Raw genomic sequence first — 18,603 nt, 5'->3', positions numbered from 1 at the left:
CATGAAAAATCAGCCTGATTGGCAGCCCACTGCCTCCCGGGCAGCCTTGAAAAGCCGCGCACAACAATCAGCCTTTGTGCGCGGCTTTTTTGCCCAGCGCGATGTATTGGAAGTTGAAACCCCCATACTGGGCCGCTGCGGCGTAACCGAGCCCAACCTTGATGGCGTATTTGCGCAGATAGATGCACAGGGTATAAAGGGCGGCTGGCTACAGACCTCCCCCGAGTACCACATGAAGCGCCTGCTCGCCGCAGATTCGGGTGCTATCTACCAGATCTCAAAAGTCTTTCGAAACGGCGAACGCGGCAGCCGCCATAACCCTGAATTCTCCATGCTGGAATGGTACCGCACAGGCTTTGATGACAAGGCCCTTATGGAAGAAGTCGCCGACCTTGTATGCGGTTGGCTGCAATGCCCCAGACCACAGGTGCTAAGCTACCGCAAAGCAATGATCACCTGGGCCGGAATCGACCCCTTTGTGGTATCAAAAAACGACCTGCACCAGCGTTGCCGTGAGTGGCTAGAGCCCGAACAACTGGAAGACCTCAGCCGTGACGGCTGCCTCGACCTGCTAATGAGCTTCGCCGTCGAGCCCAACTTGGGCACTGAAGCACCCGTATTCATAAACCAATACCCGTCCTCACAAGCCTCCCTGGCCAGACTCTCCAGCGTAGACGGCTTCGACGTAGCTCACCGCTTCGAGCTTTACATCGACGGTATCGAGTTATGCAACGGCTACTGGGAGCTCACCCACTCAGACGAACAACGCGCCCGCTTTGAGGCAGACAACCGTTTGCGAATCGCTAATGGGAAGCCTGAAATGGAGATTGATGAAGCCTTTCTGGCGGCAATAGAACACGGCTTGCCAGACTGCGCTGGCGTGGCTCTAGGGCTTGATCGTCTGCTGATGTTAAAAGTGGGAGCCCGCAACATAGCAGACGTCTTGGCATTCCCACTAGAGAGGGCTTGAGAGCTCCCCAAATGCCTCGCCCATGCGAACCACTTTCTCCGCTGCCTGATCCGCATTCCAGTGAATACTGCCCTTAGGCATAACCATTACCACCGTAGAGCCCAAACGGAAACGCCCCATTTCCTCGCCTTTGGCAAACGAAATCGCACTCTCACCCTCATAGGCAATCGTTGTAACGCCACTGCTATTTGGTGCCACAATCCCTGCCCAAGGCGTCTCCACACTTCCCACAATCATTGCGCCCACAAGCACCAGCGCCATGGGGCCGGCTGCCGTATCAAACATACACACAACCCTCTCATTTCGCGCAAACAGATTAGGCACATTCTCCGCAGTCACCGGATTTACCGAAAAAAGCTTACCGGGAACATAAACCATCTCCCGGAGCGTACCTGCCATAGGCATGTGAATGCGGTGATAGTCCTTGGGCGAAAGATAGATAGTAGAAAATTCGCCGCCGTGGAAAGGCTCTGCCCGCTGGGTATCGCCTCCCAGCAGTTCCAGCAGGCTGAAAGATTGCCCCTTCGCCTGGAAAACCCGATCGCCGGCTATTTGGCCAATCTGGCTGATGGCGCCATCTACCGGGCTTACAAAAGTGTTCTCGCCTCCGGCAACCGGACGCAGGCCAGGTTTGAGTGCGCGGGTAAAAAATGCATTAAAGCTCGGGTAAGCGGTTGGGTCCTGCTCCACGGCTTCGCTCATATCCACACCATAGCGCTTCACAAACCACTTGATTACCCGGTTTTTGAGCGCAGGATTGCGATCATTATCCGCCAGGCGGCCTGCAGCGCGGGAAAGCGCAAGCTGCGGAGTGACGTATTGACTCAGAATAAACAGCTTGTCGAACATTTAATTGAGATCCTCTGTGCTCAAAGGCGCGAAGTTTAACAAATACTGCTGCAAGAGTGTTGAGCAGGAGGTTGCATGTATAGAAATTGTTTCATGGCTTCGCGGATACTGCAGAGGCTTGCTATCATCAGACCATAAAAGCCGCGATCGACATCGGCGCTAGCCTGTAACCACAATATAAAGGCGTACGTCTTACCTATGCTACTTATTATCGGCTCAATCATCGTTATCGCCAGCGTTCTTGGTGGCTACGTTCTTCATGGCGGCAACCTGATGGTGCTTTGGCAGCCCACTGAGCTGCTCATTATCTTCGGTGCAGCCCTCGGCTCATTTATCATTGCCAATCCGCTGCACACCGTGAAGGAAGTGTTTGCTGGCATTATGCGCTTGCTGACAGGTTCCCCATTCAACAAATCCTACTACATGGATTTACTGAGTTTGCTCTACGAGGTTTTTGATAAATCCCGCAAGCAGGGGGTTATGTCTATCGAAGAAGATATTGATAACCCTGAATCCAGCGCGATATTCAGCCGTTACCCGGCCATTATGAAATCAAAAGCCTTGCTCGACTTTATCACAGACTATCTCCGCATCATCAGCGCCGGAAACATGGCTACCCATGAGCTGGAGGGCATGATGGAGAACGAGATTGACAGTCGCCAGCACGAGCTTGAAGAGCCGGCCCATGCCGTAAATAAAATTGCGGACGCCTTGCCCGGTCTGGGTATTGTGGCGGCAGTGCTTGGTATTGTGATCACCATGAATTTTCTGAGTGAAGGCCCCGAGCGCATAGGTTTGAGTGTGGCAGCGGCATTGGTGGGCACCTTCCTTGGTATCTGGATGGGCTATGGCTTTGTCGGGCCAACCTCTATCGCTATGGAGCATGCTGCAAAATACGAACTCAAAGCTTACGAGTGCGTCAAATCTGCCATCGTTGCGACGGTCTCCGGACAGGCCCCTCAAATGGCCATCGAGTTTGGTCGAAAAGCATTACCTACGGATAAGCGACCTGGGTTTCAGGAACTGAACGACCATGTGCGTGCAAAATAACGCAGGCTGAGCCCGGAGTATATTTGTGGAACAGCAGCCGATAATCATCAAACGCAAAAAAGTCATCGCCGCGGGCCACCATGGTGGCTCCTGGAAAGTGGCATTTGCCGACTTCGCAACGGCGATGATGGCTTTCTTTCTTGTGCTCTGGCTCACCGCAACTGCATCGCCAGAGCAGATAAAAGCAGTGGAAGGCTATTTTCGCGACCCCGTCGGTTTTACGGAAGGTGGTACGCCCAACCCTGTAGACCTCGGAGGCAGTGCGTCTGTTGTCAATGAAACCAGTCAGGATATTGCGCCAGACGCCATGGAGATTGCAGATGAGGTGGTTGATACCTTGTCAGAAACCCTTGAGCAGCGTCGCATGGAGGAGTTGTTTCAGGAGTTGAAACAGCGAATTGAAGAGAACGAAACCCTGAGGGAGTTCAAGGACCAGCTGCTGATTGATATCACGGATGAAGGGCTGCGGATCCAGATTGTGGATCGCTCTGGACGCCCCATGTTCGACATCGGCAGGGCCGAACTGAAGTACTACTCACAGGAAATTCTGTTCGAGTTGGCCAAAACCCTCGGAGCCGTAGACAACAAGCTCAGTATCACTGGCCATACCGATGCCACCCCCTTCGGTGGGCGCCCTGGCTACACCAACTGGGAACTCTCGGCGGACCGAGCTAACACAGCTCGCCGGGCCTTGGTTGCCGGTGGCGTTCGAGCCCAACAGATTGCCCGGGTAGTGGGGCTGAGTGATTCCGTACTGTTTGACCAAGACGAGCCCACCGCGCCGGTAAATCGCCGGATTTCCATCATCGTACTTAACAAGAAAACCGTGAGTAGCATTCACAGCAGTGCCAGCGCCAAAGGGGCACCTCTGATTGACCTCACGGTTCCTTCGGAAGACGAGCAGAAAAAAGCCATGGAAAAATTGGAAAGTGGCGACTGGCAGAAGGAAAGAGAAGAGCCTGCTCCGGGCGAACTAAACTGGTAGATCGCCCTGTATCAGAGAGTCAGTCGACTTTTAATCCCCGCGATTGCTGCTCAGCCATATCCTGCAGAATACGATGAAAGCTACGGCGGCGTTCAGGGCTGAGTTTTCCGGATTCTGCAGCCCCATCGATGGCACACCCCGGATCACCCATGTGCCTGCAATTGCGGAACTTGCAGTAACCGATCACCTCACGAATCTCCCGAAACCCGTATTCAATTTCCTGCGGCGTCATGTGCCAGAGGCCGAACTCCCGAATACCCGGAGAATCGATCAGATCACCACCCATTGGCAGATGGAACAGCTTCGCTGTAGTGGTGGTGTGAACGCCCTTGCCGGTGCTCTCAGAAACCGCTCCCACACGAATCGCCTCGTCGGGCATCAGTGTTTGAATAATCGACGACTTACCAACACCTGACTGACCCACGAATGCACTGGTTTTACCCTTAACCAGCGCTTCAACCTCCGGCGAAGGCGCGCCATCGAACTGCATGGCAGACGTGCGCACAATTTCATAACCCAAAGCCGCATAACGCGCCAGCAGAGCATCAATCTGCTCCCGGTTTTGATCGGTGATCAAATCCGTCTTGTTCAGCAGAATCACCGCTGGAATATCCGTAATCTCAGAGGCAACCAGATACCGGTCAATCAAATTGTCGTGGGGCTCCGGCTCTGGTGCAATCACCAGAATAATATGATCAATATTCGCCGCGACCGGCTTCACCGCACCAAAGTTATCCGGCCGCTGCAGCAAATTATCACGCTCGCAGCGGGCAACAATCACCCCGGTTTCATTCTTGCCTGGCCGCCAAACCACCCGATCACCCGTCACCAGGCTATCGATATTCGCCCGAACGAAGCAGCGCACAACATCACCTTTGCGCTCACCTTCCAACGCCTCAACATCCAGCTGTTGCCCATAGTGAGCAATAATCAGCCCTTCCTGCTCAGGCCCCAGCTCACCTGCATCGGCTTGCGCCTGCACGGATTTTTCTTTACGAGCTGCGCGGGCTGCACGCTCCTCCTGAATCTTCTTGATCCGGAATTGCTGTTGCTTGTTCAGTTGCCGTTTTGCCATAAGGTCTCTGTTAACACGGATGTAAGTAGTGACGTTGCTGTGCCATCATACGGGAATAAATTTTGTGCGGCTTTAATATGGCTGTTTCACTTGCGATATAACGCCAGATTATGGGGTGGGGCTGCCTTCTACCTACCGGGAATGCCGGCGGCCATGGATGGCCGACGACAAGCGCACATGGATGTGCTCGTAGCGGTTCCCGGTAGGTAGAAGGCAGCTCCACCTACCACCGATGTTTGATGAATAATGAGGAAAAAAGAATGTCAGCAGGCAACCACCTGGTTTGGATCGATCTGGAAATGACCGGCCTTGATCCGGAAAAAGAACGCATCATCGAAATGGCCACCATCATCACCGATTCCGAACTGAACCTGGTGGCTGAAGGCCCAGTCATCGCAATACACCAGCCCGACAGCCTGCTCGATGCCATGGACGAATGGTGCACCCGCACCCACGGCGAAAGCGGCCTCACCAAGCGCGTTCAGGAAAGCAAAATCTCAGAAGCCGAAGCCGAGCAACAAACCATCGCCTTCCTGAAAGAATACATGGAAAAAGGCCAGTCCCCCCTGTGCGGCAACAGCATAGGCCAGGACCGCCGCTTCCTCGTGAAATACATGCCAGAGCTGGAAGACTTCTTCCATTACCGCAACCTCGACGTCTCCACCGTAAAAGAGCTGGCCCGCCGCTGGCGCCCAGACGTACTCGAAGGTGTGAAAAAGAAAGGCAGCCACCTGGCACTCGACGACATCCGCGACTCCATCGAAGAGCTGCGCCACTACCGCGAGCACTTCTTCAAGCTATAAACCGTGCCGGGCCAACGCCCACCGAACATGCTCGCGGACCATCTCGGAAGAGTGGTCTGCGCGCTGTTTAAGCGCCTCAATCACCGGAATCGTCGAAGGCGCATTACCCAGCCCAACTGCCAGATTGCGCAGCCAGCCCTCATATCCCGTGCGGCGAATAGCCGACCCCTCGGTACGCTTCAAAAACTCCTCTTCAGTCCACAAAAACAGCTCCGCTAACGAACTGTTATTCAAACCATGCCTGGGCTGAAAATCATCTTCCTGGGTCGGCTTCTTGAACTTCTGCCAAGGACACACCAACTGGCAGTCATCACAACCAAACACCCGATTGCCCATGGGCGCGCGCAATTCTTCCGGAATACTGCCCTTGAGCTCAATGGTGAGATAGCTAATGCAGCGCCGGGCATCCAGTACACGAGCGCCCACGAACGCATCGGTAGGGCACATTTCGAGGCAGGCAGAGCAGCTGCCACAGTGATCGGTTTCAAAGGCTGGGTCTACCGGCAGTGGCGCACTGGTGAATATTTCTCCCAGAAAAAAGAAAGAGCCCGCCTTCGGATGAATTAGCATGTTGTTCTTACCGATCCAGCCAAGCCCCGCTCTTTGCGCGAGTGCTCGCTCCAGTACGGGAGCGCTATCTACAAAGGCTCTGTGGTCATAGCCGCTTACCGCATCGTCAATCTTCTTCGCCAGAGTTGCCAGCCGCTTCCGGATCAGCTTGTGGTAGTCACGGCCAAGCGCATAGCGAGTTATATAGGCCCCTTCCCGGTTAGTAAGTGCTTCTTTCGGGCTGTCTGGCATGGGCATGTAATCCATGCGTACAGAGATAACGCGGGTAGTTCCTGGCACCAATGACTTCGGGGTATAGCGCTTGTCCCCGTGGTGGCCCATGTATTCCATCTCTCCCTGATAGCCTTTTTCGAGCCAATCCTGCAGGCGTTGGGCATGCTCACCGGTATCTGCTGTTGTAATGCCAGCATCGGAGAACCCGAGTTCTTTTGCCCATTGCCGGATAAGTGGTGGTAAATCAGCCAGTTCCGGCACTGGGGAAATGTCCTTGCCTGTTGTGCTCATAAGTACCACTGATGTGTCCGCCATGCCGAAGCCGGGGGTACAGATATTTAATTTGATTAAGTTATGACCTTTTCCGCGGTTTTGCTATGCTTTACAGATAGCTGGCCAATTTTCTTAAACCGGTTTCTGTAACGGGAGCAAAGGCTCATGCCACAGCACGCTGGAGGCAGTTTATCAGATGCGCTGTTTTCCGCCGATTCTGTGCGCCGTATTGATCAGTATGTTATTGAACAGTTGGGTGTTGATGGGTTTGACTTGATGCAGTCGGCCGCCCATGCAGCCTTCCACAGGCTGGCTTTGCGCTGGCCCGGGGTGGAGCCCTTACTGGTTTTGTGCGGTGCAGGAAATAACGGCGGTGATGGCTACCTGATAGCGGCAAACGCCCTGCGGGACGGTATGGCTGTGCATTGTGTTGCGGTTGCTCCTACCGGGAAACTGAGTGGGGATGCTCGCAAGGCCTGGCAAAAAGCGGTAGCGGATGGCGTGGAAGTTCGGGAGTTGGCAGATATTGGCGACGCCGAGCTGGGAGCTCTGTTTGAGCGCTCCGGGCTTGTTGTTGATGCCATGTTAGGTACTGGTGCTTCCGGCGCCCCCAGAGAGCCCATTTCCGGCATTATTGCTCGCACCAACGCGTCCGGGCTCCCGGTTTTGGCAGTGGATGTACCTTCTGGCCTGAATGCCACAACCGGCGCCGCCAAAGGCGAAGTGGTTCAAGCTGCGATGACTGTTACGTTTATCGCCCGCAAGTTGGGGCTATACACTGGGCAGGGCCCTTCAGTTTGTGGTGGTGTGGTGTTTGAGCCATTGGGTACAGACACGAACGCCGGAGAAACACCGGTGGCGAGGCTTCAGAACTGGGGCTCTGTGCAGAATTGGTTGCCCGGGCGCCGGGCGAATGCCCACAAAGGGCAGTTTGGGCATGTTCTGATAGTGGCAGGCGATCGAGGCTTTGGCGGTGCAGGTATATTGGCAGCCGAAGCTGCTGCTCGCTCCGGAGCAGGGTTGGTTTCATTGGCGACGCGTCCTGAGCATGTAACTGCAGCGCTGGCGCGCTGCCCGTCGGTTATGGTCCACGGCGTGATACATGGCTCGGAGTTGCCTTCGTTGCTGGCAGCAGCAACCGTTGTGGTTTGTGGGCCGGGAATGGGACAAAGCGCCTGGGGCCAACAGATGCTGCAGCAGGTTGTAGAAAGCGGAAAGCCACGAGTTCTGGATGCAGATGCACTAAACCTGCTCTCAAAGCGAGTGGCTGTGCCGGCTAATAATCAGATTCTGACGCCGCACCCGGGTGAGGCCGCCAGGCTGCTGAATTGTCTGGTGCCGGAGATAGAAGCGGATCGCCTGGCTGCGACCCACAGGCTGCAGTCCATTTATGGCGGAGTGGTTTTGCTCAAGGGTGCGGGTACGGTTATCGCCTCTGGCGAGGGGGCGGCAGATGTGGCCATTGGGAGCAACCCTGGCATGGCCACGGGAGGCATGGGCGATGTGCTATCGGGAGTTATTGGTGCGCTGTATGCCCAAACGCCTGAGTTGCCGGCGCAAGCTGCCGCAATGGGTGCTGTCGTCCACCTTGAGGCCGCAACCAGAGCATCAGTGAAAAAGGGGTATATGGGATTGATACCCACGGACGTAATCGATGTCTTGCCGCAGGTTTTCCGGGAAGCAGAGCCGGGCGCTGGCTGCGACAAGGGGGATGAATGACTGTTTTTGGGAACGAGCGCCGTTTTTTTCTGGACGGTGAGGCCGAAACCGAGGGCTTGGGTCGCGAACTCGCCCGCTTGGCGAAAGAGTCGGGCCAGGGGGTGATTATATTCCTGGAGGGTGATCTGGGCATGGGTAAAACCACGCTCAGTCGCGGAGTTATTCAGGCGCTTGGGCACGAGGGTGCGGTGAAAAGCCCCACCTATACGTTGGTTGAGCCATACGAAGATTTGACCCCTCCTGCTTATCATTTCGATTTTTACCGGTTGGGCGATCCGGAAGAGCTGGAATACATGGGCATCCGGGATTATTTTACAGGTCAGAGTGTTTGCCTTATTGAATGGCCTGAGCGTGGCGAAGGCATGCTTCCAGAGCCCGATCTCGAAATCCAACTTGAGTACCAGGGCGAAGGGCGGTCGGCAGTGATTCGGGCACGCTCCGAGCTGGGTGCGTCACTATTGAATGAACTGGAACTGATTGGGCCGGACCATTAACGGCCGAAACTGGACAGCAGAATAAACAGGCTCGCTGCATGAAAAGACATACGCTTACGATAAACGCAATGGTGGCCCTGGCGTCCATTTGCCTGCTGGTGGCATCCCTGCATGTACAGGCCGGTGCCCAGGTAGAAGGTATTCGTATCTGGCCAGCTCCGGATCACACGCGTTTGGTGCTGGATACCGAAGGCAAGGTTGAACACAACATGTTTGCGCTGAGCAACCCTTCGCGGCTGGTTATTGATCTCAAAAACACCCGGCTGAAAACAGATTTTGACAAGCTCGACCTGGCCGGTAGCCCAATCCGCCGCATTCGAAGTGCACCACGCAACGGTACCGACCTGAGAGTGGTTCTTGATTTGGCTAACGACATCAAACCCAGAAGCTTCCAGCTTGAGCCCAACCAGCAGTATGGCCATCGTCTGGTGCTGGATTTGATCGACGAGAGTGGCAGTCGCCTGGATAAAGCGACCCAGCCAACGGTCACTCACGACTCAGCGGGCAAGCGCGATGTGATTGTGGTTATTGATGCAGGCCACGGCGGGGAAGACCCGGGTGCTATTGGCCCCAGAGGTACCAGGGAAAAAGATGTGGTGCTGAAAATGGCCCTTATTCTCAAGGATATGATCGATAAACAGCCAGGCTACAGCGCCAAGCTGACCCGTACTGGTGATTATTATATCGGCTTGAGGAATCGCACTATTCTGGCTCGCAAGTATAGTGCTGATCTATTTGTATCCGTACATGCTGATGCCTTCCGCACGCCGCAGCCCAAAGGTGCTTCTGTGTTTGCCTTGTCTCAGCGCGGTGCCACCAGTGAGACAGCACGCTGGTTGGCTCAGAGTGAAAATCGTTCTGATTTGATTGGAGGTACCGGTGGTGTGTCGCTCGACGGCCGGGATGACATGCTGGCGGGTGTTCTGCTAGATCTTTCCATGACCGCCAGCATCAATGCGAGCCTGGGTGTGGGAAGCTCCATACTGGGCGAGCTCAATGGTGTAACGCACCTGCATAAGCCCGGTGTGGAGCAGGCGGCGTTTGCGGTTCTCAAATCCCCGGACATTCCTTCCATTCTTGTAGAGGCGGGCTTCATCTCCAACCCCCAGGAAGAGAAAAACCTGTCTACAGACTGGTACCGCAAGAAGCTCGCTGGGGCCATAGTTAAAGGCATTAATCAGTATTTCCAGAAAACGCCTCCGCCAGGCACCTTGCTGGCCTGGCAGAAGCAGAATGGCCAGGGCAGTGGGCGCATAAGCCAATACCGGGTTCGAAGTGGCGACACCTTGTCGGGGGTGGCACGTGACAACCAGACAACGGTTAGTGAGTTGATGCAGTTTAACGGCCTGAGGGATGACCGTGTTATGGTGGGCCAAACCATTCGTATCCCTTCATCCTGAACAAGAGGTTGTCCCGAAACATGCCCTCCATCCGATTACTCTCGCCGCGGCTGGCAAACCAGATTGCTGCCGGCGAGGTGGTTGAGCGCCCTGCATCTGTTGTCAAAGAACTGGTTGAAAACGCACTCGACGCTGGTGCAGACCGCGTTGAGGTTGAGGTTGAGCAGGGTGGTGTAAAACTGATCCGGGTCCGTGATGACGGATGTGGCATTGCTGAAAGCGACCTTCCTTTGGCATTGAGCCGCCATGCCACCAGTAAAATAGCCAGCCTTGATGATCTGGAATCTGTCGCATCTCTCGGGTTTCGAGGAGAGGCTTTGGCCAGTATCAGTTCCGTTTCACGACTTGCACTGACTTCGCGTACACAAGAGCGTGAAGCTGCGTCCAGGGTGGAAGTTGAAGGGCGAGATATGGACGCCCGGATTTCACCAGCGGCCCATCCTGTTGGTACCACGGTTGAAGTACGGGATCTGTTTTTCAATACGCCGGCCCGGCGAAAATTCCTGCGTACAGAAAAAACAGAATTCAATCACGTGGAAGAGTGTGTGCGCCGCCAGGCCCTTAGCCGGTTTGATGCGGGTTTTACCCTGCGCCATAACCAGCGGGTTGTTCACAACCTTCGCCCAGCGGATTCTGTGCTCGACAAAGAGCGTCGCATTGCGGCCCTTTGTGGGCAGAAGTTTATCGATAGTGCGGTAGTAATTGATGCCGAAGCCACTGGTTTACGCCTTTGGGGTTGGGTCGCTTTACCTACGTTTTCCCGCAGTCAGGCTGATTTGCAGTATTTCTTTGTAAATGGCCGTGTAATTCGTGATCGCCTAGTTGCCCATGCGGTGCGTCAGGCATACCGGGATGTGCTTTACAACAACCGCCATCCTGCGTTTGTTCTTTATCTTGAAGTCGACCCCGCTACTGTTGATGTAAACGTGCACCCGACCAAGCATGAAGTGCGCTTCCGAGATGGTCGCCTGGTGCACGATTTTATCTTTCGTACACTGCACAAAGCCTTGGCTGACGTGCGGCCCGATGACCATTTTCGGGGCGCAGTGGCGCAGTCATTTGGTCGTGAAACGGCTGGGCAAGGTGAGGCAGCCAGTGCTGGCTCAGGGTATGGATCGCAACAACCCTGGAATGGACAGCCTGCGGTTCCGTCAGTAGGCGAGCATGCGCCAGCGTCCGGGTTTGGAGGCCAGTCAGCGCCTCAACAGGAATGGCGAGCCAGTGACCAGATGGCCTTCTATAAGTCTCTTGGTGGCGGCGGTGTCAGTGGCCCGCAAGAGTCAGTGTCGTTTGGTGGCACGGCAGTTGCCCCCTTGGATCAGCCCGGCAGTCTGGACAGTAACGAAGAGCCGCCCCTGGGATATGCTATTGCCCAGTTGCACGGTATTTATATTCTGGCTCAGAGCAGTGCCGGAATGATTGTTGTGGATATGCATGCAGCCCATGAGCGCATTACCTACGAACGAATGAAGCGAGCGCTGGCTGAGCAGGATCTGAAGAGCCAGCCATTACTGGTGCCCTTATCTATTGCGGTGAGCCAGAAAGAAGCCGCCCTGGCCGAAACCCACGGCGATAATTTGCAGCAGTTGGGCTTGCAGATTGAGCGTATCGGGCCAGAAACACTGGCCATCAGGCAGGTGCCGGCGCTTCTGCGAGGCGCTGATACAGAACAACTTGTGAGAGATGTGCTGTCTGATCTGATCGAGCACGGTCAGAGTGACCGTGTTGAGGCAGTTACTCATGAGTTGCTTGGCACCATGGCCTGTCACGGTTCGGTGCGAGCCAATCGGCAGCTGACGGTTCCGGAAATGAACTCTCTGCTACGGGATATGGAAGCGACAGAGCGCAGTGGTCAGTGTAACCACGGGCGACCCACCTGGACGCTGGTTACGCTTGGGGAGTTGGACAAGCTGTTTCTGCGAGGGTGCTAGATTGTCTTTACTGGACTCATCCAATACGCCTGAGGTTTCAAAGCCGCCCGCTATTTTTCTGATGGGCCCGACAGCCTCGGGTAAGACCGACTTGGCTATGGCGCTTTGTGATCAGTTGCCTTGCGACATTATCAGTGTTGACTCCGCTATGATCTACAGGGGGATGGATATAGGTACAGCCAAGCCCTCAGCGGAGGAGTTGGCCCGTGCCCCTCATCGGTTGATAGATATCTGTGATCCGGCCGACACCTACTCTGCTGCTGATTTTCGCAGGGATGCGCTGGTTGAAATGGATCGAATTTCCCGCGCGGGTCGTATACCCCTGCTGGTAGGCGGTACCATGATGTATTTCAAGGCGTTATTGCATGGTATGTCAGGGCTGCCTTCTGCCAGTCCGCAACTTCGCAAAGCCCTTGAGGCTGAGGCAGAGCGGCTTGGATGGTCTGCGCTGCATGAAGAGCTGGAAGCCCGCGATCCGGTAGCCGCCAAACTGATTCATCCGAATAACCGGCAGCGCCTTTTGCGCGCCCTGGAAGTTATACGCCTGACTGGCAAGCCAATTTCAGCTTTTTGGGAGGCCGACACCCGCCAGCAGTCACAACAGGATGCAAGTCGGGAAGGCATTGAGGATTACACCTACTATACTCAATGGCAGGCAGACGAAACTTCATCGCTTCCGTATACTGTTACGCAGCTTGCCATGGCGCCCCCTGAGAGGGGTGTGCTTCACGACAGGATACAGAAGCGCTTCCTCAAGATGCTTGAGTTGGGGTTTCTGGATGAAGTTCGGGCCTTGATGGCCAGAGGTGATTTGCACCCGGAACTTCCTTCCATGCGCTGTGTCGGATACCGCCAGGCACTGAATTATCTGAGCGGTAGCGATGATTATGACGCATTTGTAAGCAAAGGCGTTGCGGCCACCCGGCAGTTGGCCAAACGGCAGCTTACATGGCTTCGAAAGTGGTCTGATTTGAATTGGCTGGACAGCGAAGACGGATTTATCGTTGAAGCAGCCTTGAAAACGGTGCGAGACCACACCACATTTAACACTCAATAATGACGATCTGCATTTACTAAAAACAGGAGAACACACATGTCAAAAGGGCACTCGTTACAAGACCCTTACCTCAATGCCTTACGCAAGGAACGCATTCCGGTTTCCATCTTTTTGGTTAACGGTATCAAACTGCAAGGGCAGGTAGAGTCTTTTGACCAATTTGTGATTTTGCTGAAAAATACTGTCAGCCAGATGGTCTACAAGCACGCGATTTCTACCGTTGTACCTGCCCGGAACGTTCGCCTTCCCCAGCAAAACCCAGCGGGAGAGGATGAAGCTGAAGACTGATTTGTCCGGGTTTCCGGTGTTGCCACCCGCGTTCCTGACGAGCCTATGGGTTCCGAGGGCCGCGGGTGTTTGTTTTTATAATTCTGATAAACCGATACTAGCGGAGTTGATGCCCATTGTTTGATCGCCCGGATGTAGGTGAGCGAGCGATACTCGTCCACATCGAATTTTCTTCTCATGACGGTAGTGAAGACCCCGAAGAATTCCGGGAGCTTGTGAGTTCTGCCGGAGTTGAAGCGGTTGGAATTGTAACCGGCACCCGTAAGCAGCCAAGCCCCAGGTTTTTTGTGGGAGAAGGCAAGCTTGAAGAAATTCGGGATGCAGTAACTCTGCATGAGGCCGACGTTGTGCTGTTCAACCACGCGCTCAGCCCCAGCCAGGAGCGAAATGTTGAGCGAGAACTCAAATGCCGGGTGCTGGATCGCACAGGTGTCATTCTTGATATTTTTGCCCAGCGCGCCCGTACCCACGAGGGTAAGCTGCAGGTAGAGTTGGCCCAGCTCGACCACATGTCAACGCGACTGATCCGAGGCTGGACGCACCTTGAGCGCCAGGGTGGCGGAATTGGTCTTCGGGGTCCGGGGGAAACCCAGCTCGAAACCGACCGCAGACTATTGCGTGAACGAATGAAGTCCATCCACAAACGACTCGAAAAGGTTCGCAAACAGCGTAACCAGGGTCGGCGCGCTCGCAAGCGTGCTGATATTCCAACGGTGTCGTTGGTCGGCTACACCAACGCCGGCAAATCTACCCTTTTTAACCGGATTACCACATCGACCGTTTACGCTGCGGATAAGTTGTTCGCAACCCTCGATCCCACTATACGGCGATTGGAACTTCCTGATATCGGGCCGGTCGTAATGGCGGATACTGTAGGCTTTATCCGGCATTTGCCCCATAAGCTGGTTGAAGCATTCCGTGCGACTCTGGAAGAAACCACCGAAGCCACTATTTTGCTGCATATTGTTGATAGCCACGACAGTCGCCGCGATGAAAATATTGAGCAGGTAGAAACGGTGCTGGCGGAAATTGGTGCCGATGAGATACCTGTTCTGCAGGTATTCAATAAAATCGACTTGCTGGACGATTTTGTGCCGAGGGTTGAGCGCAATGAGGACGGTGTGCCCGTGCGTGCATGGGTATCAGCGGTTACGGGTGAGGGCCTGGATGGTCTGTATGATGCCATTGTAGAGCGCCTGGCTGAAGATGTTGTTCACCATTTTGTTTTGCTCGGGCCTGCCGATGGCAAGCTCAGGGCACTCTTGCACGAAGCTGGATCGGTGCTGAGTGAAGATCACCGCGAAACCGGGGAGACAGTACTTGAAATCCGGCTGCAACACCGGGATTGGAAGCAGCTGCTGAGCCGCGCAGGAATGAGTGAAGAAACGGTGCGCCTGGATGAAGGGCGCGCCTGAAACCATTGCAGCTATTGCCGGGACGAAGATAAATCCCTAGTATTTGCAGCCATTCGATATCTTAGGAACTTGGAGAGCACTATGGCCTGGAATGAACCGGGTGGAAACCGCAACGATAAAGACCCCTGGGGAACTGGTGGTCGTCGCGGCAATGATCAGGGGCCACCAGACCTCGATGAGGCGCTGAAGAAGGGTCTCGACAAGCTGAATAAAATGCTGGGCGGCAAGGGCAAAAAGTCTGGTGGCGACAGCGGCAGCGGTGGTTCAGGCAACGGGGGCGGCTTTGGAGCCGTTCTTGCGCTGGCAGCCATTCTTGTTGTGGGTTATGTCGTGTTTCAGTCGTTCTATACGGTAAACGAACAGGAGCGCGCGGTGGTGTTGAGGTTTGGAGAATTCTCCAAAACCGAAAACCCTGGTCTGAGGTTCAAGGTGCCGTTGATTGATGATGTAACCAAGGTTCTGGTTACAAGCGTTAGAACCGCCCAGTCCAGTGGCCAGATGCTGACTCAGGATGAAAACCTGGTTACTGTTGATTTGCAGGTGCAGTATCGTGTCGGCGACGCCCGCGATTATGTATTGAACGTCCGTGATTCCAACCAGGCTTTGGCATTTGCGACAGACAGTGCGCTTCGCCACGAGGTGGGCAGTTCCTCTTTGGATGACGTGCTGACAGAAGGTCGTGCCGAATTGGCCGTACGTGTTGAGCAGCGGCTGCAGGGCTTTTTGCAGGAATATGGCACCGGTCTTGAGATAGTTCGGGTTAACGTTGAAAGTACACAGCCGCCTGCAGCAGTGCAGGACGCCTTCCGTGAAGTTCAGCGCGCCCGTGAAGATGAACAGCGTGTTAAGGAAGAAGCAGAAACATACCGCAACAAGGTTGTTCCTGAAGCCCGCGGTCAGGCTCAGCGTATGATTGAAGAGGCGAGTGCTTACAAGCAGGAAGTTATTGAGCGCGCTCGTGGTGAGACTGCACGTTTCCTCGAGTTGTTGGCTGTGTACCAGATGGCTCCAGAAGTTACTCGTGAGCGTATGTATCTGCAAACCCTGGAAACGGTGTTGTCCAATAGCAGCAAGATCCTTGTGGACACCGAAAGTAGCGGCAATATGATGTATTTACCGCTGGACCGCCTTACCCAGGGCGCGTCTTCAAGAAGTGGCAGCCAAACCTCTGGAAACGGCGGGCAGGCAGATATTCAGGCAGTCACTGACCAAGTGATTCAAGAACTGCGAACCAGGCAAGACACTAATACGCGGAGGAGCAGATAATCATGGGACCTAAAAGTGTAGTGGGTCTTGCAGGCGCTCTTATCGTTGTCCTGCTGGTACTGTCGAGTGTTTTTATCATTCCGGAAACTCACCGTGGGGTTATGCTGAGGTTTGGTGAGTTGGTTGAGACCGACATCAAAGCTGGCATTCACTTCAAGGTGCCGGTTATCGATCAGGTCCGGGAGTTTGATATCCGCGTGCTGACCATGGATCTGCCATCACGGCAGTATCTGACGGTTGAAAAGAAGCCGCTGGATGTTACCTCCTACATCGCCTGGAAAATCCGCGACGTGGATCAGTTCTACCGGGCCACCGGTGGGGATGAGTTCCGTGCTCAATCGCTGTTGTTGTCCCGGGTGGATAATGGCCTGCGAGATGAGTTTGGTGTTCGCACCATGCATGAGGTGGTTTCAGGTCAGCGTGACCAGCTAATGCATAACCTGCGTGACCGGGTTAACGAAACATCCGTTAAGGAATTCGGCATTGATGTGAAAGACATTCGTGTCAAGGCGATCGAGTTCCCGGGGCAGGTCAGTGAAAACGTTTATCGCCGGATGGCGACAGAGCGTGAGAAGCTGGCCCAGGAATTCCGTTCACGGGGACGTGAGTTGGCTGAAGGTATTCGCGCAGACGCAGACCGTCAGAAAACAGTTACTCTGGCAGAGGCATTTGCATCTGCTGAAGAAACCCGAGGTGAAGGAGATGGTGAGGCTGCACGAATCTACGCAGATGCATACGGCTCTAACCCTGAGTTCTACAGCTTCTATCGTAGTCTTCAGGCCTACCGGAATACCTTCTCCGGTAAAGACGACCTGATGGTTATTGATGCGAAAAGCGACTTCATGAGATTCCTGAAGGACTCAAAGGGCGGAAGCTAAGCCCCGCCTTCAGACCGAAAAACCGGAATGCCCAGGTATTCCGGTTTTTTTGTGTCTGCCAACAGTGTAAAATCCCTCAGGTTTTGGTTCGGGTTTTTCTGGCCTGAATGTCACCTTAAAAACCTGCGCGCTTATTCTGTATTAAATACAGGGGTGTGCGGGATGGACAACGGAATCTCATGACAGTATCTGATCGCTGGTTACTGCCGGACGGAGTGGAGGATATCTTGCCGCCACTGGCCGGACAGATAGAATCCCTGCGCCGGGATGTAATGGATACCTGCCAGCGTTGGGGCTACCAACTGGTAATCCCACCGCTTATTGAATACGTCGAATCCCTGCTTACCGGAACCGGACACGATCTGGAGCTGCAAACCTTCAAGCTGACTGATCAGCTGACAGGACGCATGATGGGGGTTCGGGCCGATATGACTCCCCAGGCGGCGCGCATCGACGCCCATACTCTGGGGCAGGAAGGGATCACACGCCTGTGTTATGCCGGGCATGTGCTGCATACCCGTCCCAAACATATGCTCGCCAGCCGCACGCCTATTCAAGCTGGCTGCGAGTTATTCGGTAGCGCCTCTGAATCTGCGGATCTGGAAGTCATCAGCCTGATGCTCGAAGCGCTTCGGGTTGCCGGATTGTCCCGAGTTCACCTGGATTTGGCTCATGTTGCGATCTACGAAAGCCTGATAGGTGAAGCCGAGTTCGATCGCACCACAAGTGCAGCGGTTTTCGACGCCATGGGCCGTAAGTCGGTACCGGAGTTAGACCGACTTCTGGGTGACTGCCCGGAGGGCTCTGCCGGCGCCCGCCTTCGGGAGCTTGCTCGTGTCAGTGGTGGTGCAGAAGCATTAACGGAAGCACACAGAATCCTCAGCGGTGCTTCTGATAACCTGAACGCTGCGCTGGAACAATTGGGGCGCGTAGCTGAGATGCTCCAGAGAGACTTTCCGGAAGTCAGCTTCGGGTTCGATTTCTGTGAGTTGCGTGGCTATAACTATCACACGGGTTTGGTGTTCGCAGCCTACGTGCCGGGTCACGGTGACTCTATTGGCAAGGGTGGCCGATACGATGCCATTGGCAGTGATTTTGGGCGCGCTCGTCCCGCCACTGGCTTCAGCCTTGATATAAGGGCTCTGGTGTCATTGGGTACGCGCCCGATCAATCACCGGAAAGCCGTATGGGCGCCTGCAGAAGAAGACTCAGAGTTGGAGCAGGCGATATCGGAACTGCGCAAAACAGATACCGTCATCCGGGCACTGCCGGAAGACACAAAGGCAGATCCCTCTACCCGGGGATGTGACCGGAAGCTGGTAAAACAGGGTGATCGTTGGGTCGTACAGGGGCTGGGTTGATCCCGG

17 protein-coding genes are annotated in these 18,603 nt (G+C 54.7%); 14 read left to right on the top strand and 3 right to left on the bottom strand.

Going from position 1 to position 18,603, the window contains the following annotated elements:
- Nucleotide 1 precedes the first annotated feature (1 nt).
- A complete protein-coding gene (epmA, locus tag FE848_RS09570; protein ID WP_200202577.1) occupies nucleotides 2–970 on the top strand; it encodes an EF-P lysine aminoacylase EpmA in 969 nt (322 codons plus the stop codon).
- On the opposite strand, the gene asd is transcribed toward epmA, so the two are convergent.
- Nucleotides 956–1,819 carry an archaetidylserine decarboxylase gene (gene asd / locus FE848_RS09565; RefSeq protein WP_200202576.1) on the bottom strand — a complete coding sequence of 288 codons (864 nt, stop codon included), beginning with the start codon at nucleotides 1,817–1,819 and terminating at the stop codon, nucleotides 956–958. The genes epmA and asd overlap by 15 nt on opposite strands.
- Before the next feature lie 198 nt (nucleotides 1,820–2,017).
- Between asd and motA the strand changes: the two genes are divergently transcribed.
- A complete protein-coding gene (gene motA / locus FE848_RS09560) occupies nucleotides 2,018–2,869 on the top strand; it encodes a flagellar motor stator protein MotA (protein ID WP_200202575.1) in 852 nt (283 codons plus the stop codon).
- A gap of 25 nt (nucleotides 2,870–2,894) precedes the next feature.
- The gene (gene motB / locus FE848_RS09555; RefSeq protein WP_200202574.1) at nucleotides 2,895–3,854 is read left to right on the top strand and encodes a flagellar motor protein MotB; all 960 of its coding nucleotides are present in this window, start codon (nucleotides 2,895–2,897) and stop codon (nucleotides 3,852–3,854) included.
- A gap of 19 nt (nucleotides 3,855–3,873) precedes the next feature.
- Here motB and rsgA read toward each other — a convergent pair whose 3' ends face one another.
- On the bottom strand, nucleotides 3,874–4,929 hold the full coding sequence (rsgA, locus tag FE848_RS09550; protein ID WP_200202573.1) for a small ribosomal subunit biogenesis GTPase RsgA: 1,056 nt from the start codon (nucleotides 4,927–4,929) through the stop codon (nucleotides 3,874–3,876).
- A 260-nt stretch (nucleotides 4,930–5,189) separates the two neighbouring features.
- On the opposite strand from rsgA, the gene orn reads away from it, so the two are divergent.
- Nucleotides 5,190–5,732, top strand: a complete 543-nt coding sequence (gene orn / locus FE848_RS09545; protein ID WP_200202572.1) for an oligoribonuclease — start codon at nucleotides 5,190–5,192, stop codon at nucleotides 5,730–5,732.
- On the opposite strand, the gene queG is transcribed toward orn, so the two are convergent.
- On the bottom strand, nucleotides 5,727–6,806 hold the full coding sequence (gene queG / locus FE848_RS09540) for a tRNA epoxyqueuosine(34) reductase QueG (protein ID WP_200202779.1): 1,080 nt from the start codon (nucleotides 6,804–6,806) through the stop codon (nucleotides 5,727–5,729). The two genes, orn and queG, sit on opposite strands and share 6 nt — an antisense overlap.
- A gap of 147 nt (nucleotides 6,807–6,953) precedes the next feature.
- On the opposite strand from queG, the gene FE848_RS09535 reads away from it, so the two are divergent.
- The 10 genes from FE848_RS09535 (at nucleotide 6,954) to FE848_RS09490 (ending at nucleotide 18,597) form a co-directional block, all read left to right on the top strand.
- A complete protein-coding gene (locus tag FE848_RS09535) occupies nucleotides 6,954–8,507 on the top strand; it encodes an NAD(P)H-hydrate dehydratase (protein ID WP_200202571.1) in 1,554 nt (517 codons plus the stop codon).
- Complete coding sequence (tsaE, locus tag FE848_RS09530) at nucleotides 8,504–9,001, top strand: tRNA (adenosine(37)-N6)-threonylcarbamoyltransferase complex ATPase subunit type 1 TsaE (RefSeq protein WP_200202570.1); 498 nt, start codon at nucleotides 8,504–8,506, stop codon at nucleotides 8,999–9,001. Before FE848_RS09535 ends, tsaE begins: the two co-directional genes overlap by 4 nt.
- Before the next feature lie 68 nt (nucleotides 9,002–9,069).
- Nucleotides 9,070–10,401 (top strand): N-acetylmuramoyl-L-alanine amidase, encoded by a 1,332-nt coding sequence (locus FE848_RS09525; protein WP_200202778.1) that lies wholly within the window; start codon nucleotides 9,070–9,072, stop codon nucleotides 10,399–10,401.
- 20 nt (nucleotides 10,402–10,421) lie between these two features.
- Nucleotides 10,422–12,332: a DNA mismatch repair endonuclease MutL gene (gene mutL / locus FE848_RS09520; protein WP_200202569.1), complete on the top strand. Its 1,911-nt coding sequence runs from the start codon at nucleotides 10,422–10,424 to the stop codon at nucleotides 12,330–12,332.
- Between the two features lie 61 nt (nucleotides 12,333–12,393).
- Nucleotides 12,394–13,389, top strand: coding sequence for a tRNA (adenosine(37)-N6)-dimethylallyltransferase MiaA (gene miaA, locus FE848_RS09515; protein WP_227714639.1), 996 nt, complete (start codon nucleotides 12,394–12,396; stop codon nucleotides 13,387–13,389).
- A gap of 36 nt (nucleotides 13,390–13,425) precedes the next feature.
- Nucleotides 13,426–13,677, top strand: coding sequence for an RNA chaperone Hfq (gene hfq / locus FE848_RS09510; protein ID WP_200202567.1), 252 nt, complete (start codon nucleotides 13,426–13,428; stop codon nucleotides 13,675–13,677).
- Nucleotides 13,678–13,793: 116 nt separating this feature from the next.
- Entirely contained in the window at nucleotides 13,794–15,092 is a 1,299-nt protein-coding gene (hflX, locus tag FE848_RS09505; protein WP_200202566.1) for a ribosome rescue GTPase HflX, read from the top strand.
- An 81-nt stretch (nucleotides 15,093–15,173) separates the two neighbouring features.
- On the top strand, nucleotides 15,174–16,358 hold the full coding sequence (gene hflK / locus FE848_RS09500) for an FtsH protease activity modulator HflK (RefSeq protein WP_200202565.1): 1,185 nt from the start codon (nucleotides 15,174–15,176) through the stop codon (nucleotides 16,356–16,358).
- 2 nt (nucleotides 16,359–16,360) lie between these two features.
- Entirely contained in the window at nucleotides 16,361–17,236 is an 876-nt protein-coding gene (gene hflC, locus FE848_RS09495) for a protease modulator HflC (RefSeq protein WP_200202564.1), read from the top strand.
- A gap of 179 nt (nucleotides 17,237–17,415) precedes the next feature.
- The gene (locus FE848_RS09490) at nucleotides 17,416–18,597 is read left to right on the top strand and encodes an ATP phosphoribosyltransferase regulatory subunit (RefSeq protein ID WP_200202563.1); all 1,182 of its coding nucleotides are present in this window, start codon (nucleotides 17,416–17,418) and stop codon (nucleotides 18,595–18,597) included.
- The last annotated feature ends 6 nt before the right edge of the window (nucleotides 18,598–18,603 follow it).

Source organism: Marinobacter sp. 1-3A, from assembly GCF_016597775.1.
Classification (GTDB): domain Bacteria; phylum Pseudomonadota; class Gammaproteobacteria; order Pseudomonadales; family Oleiphilaceae; genus Marinobacter; species Marinobacter xiaoshiensis.
The sequence above is the reverse complement of the archived record's forward strand: the minus strand, read 5'-3'. Positions and strand labels throughout refer to the sequence as shown.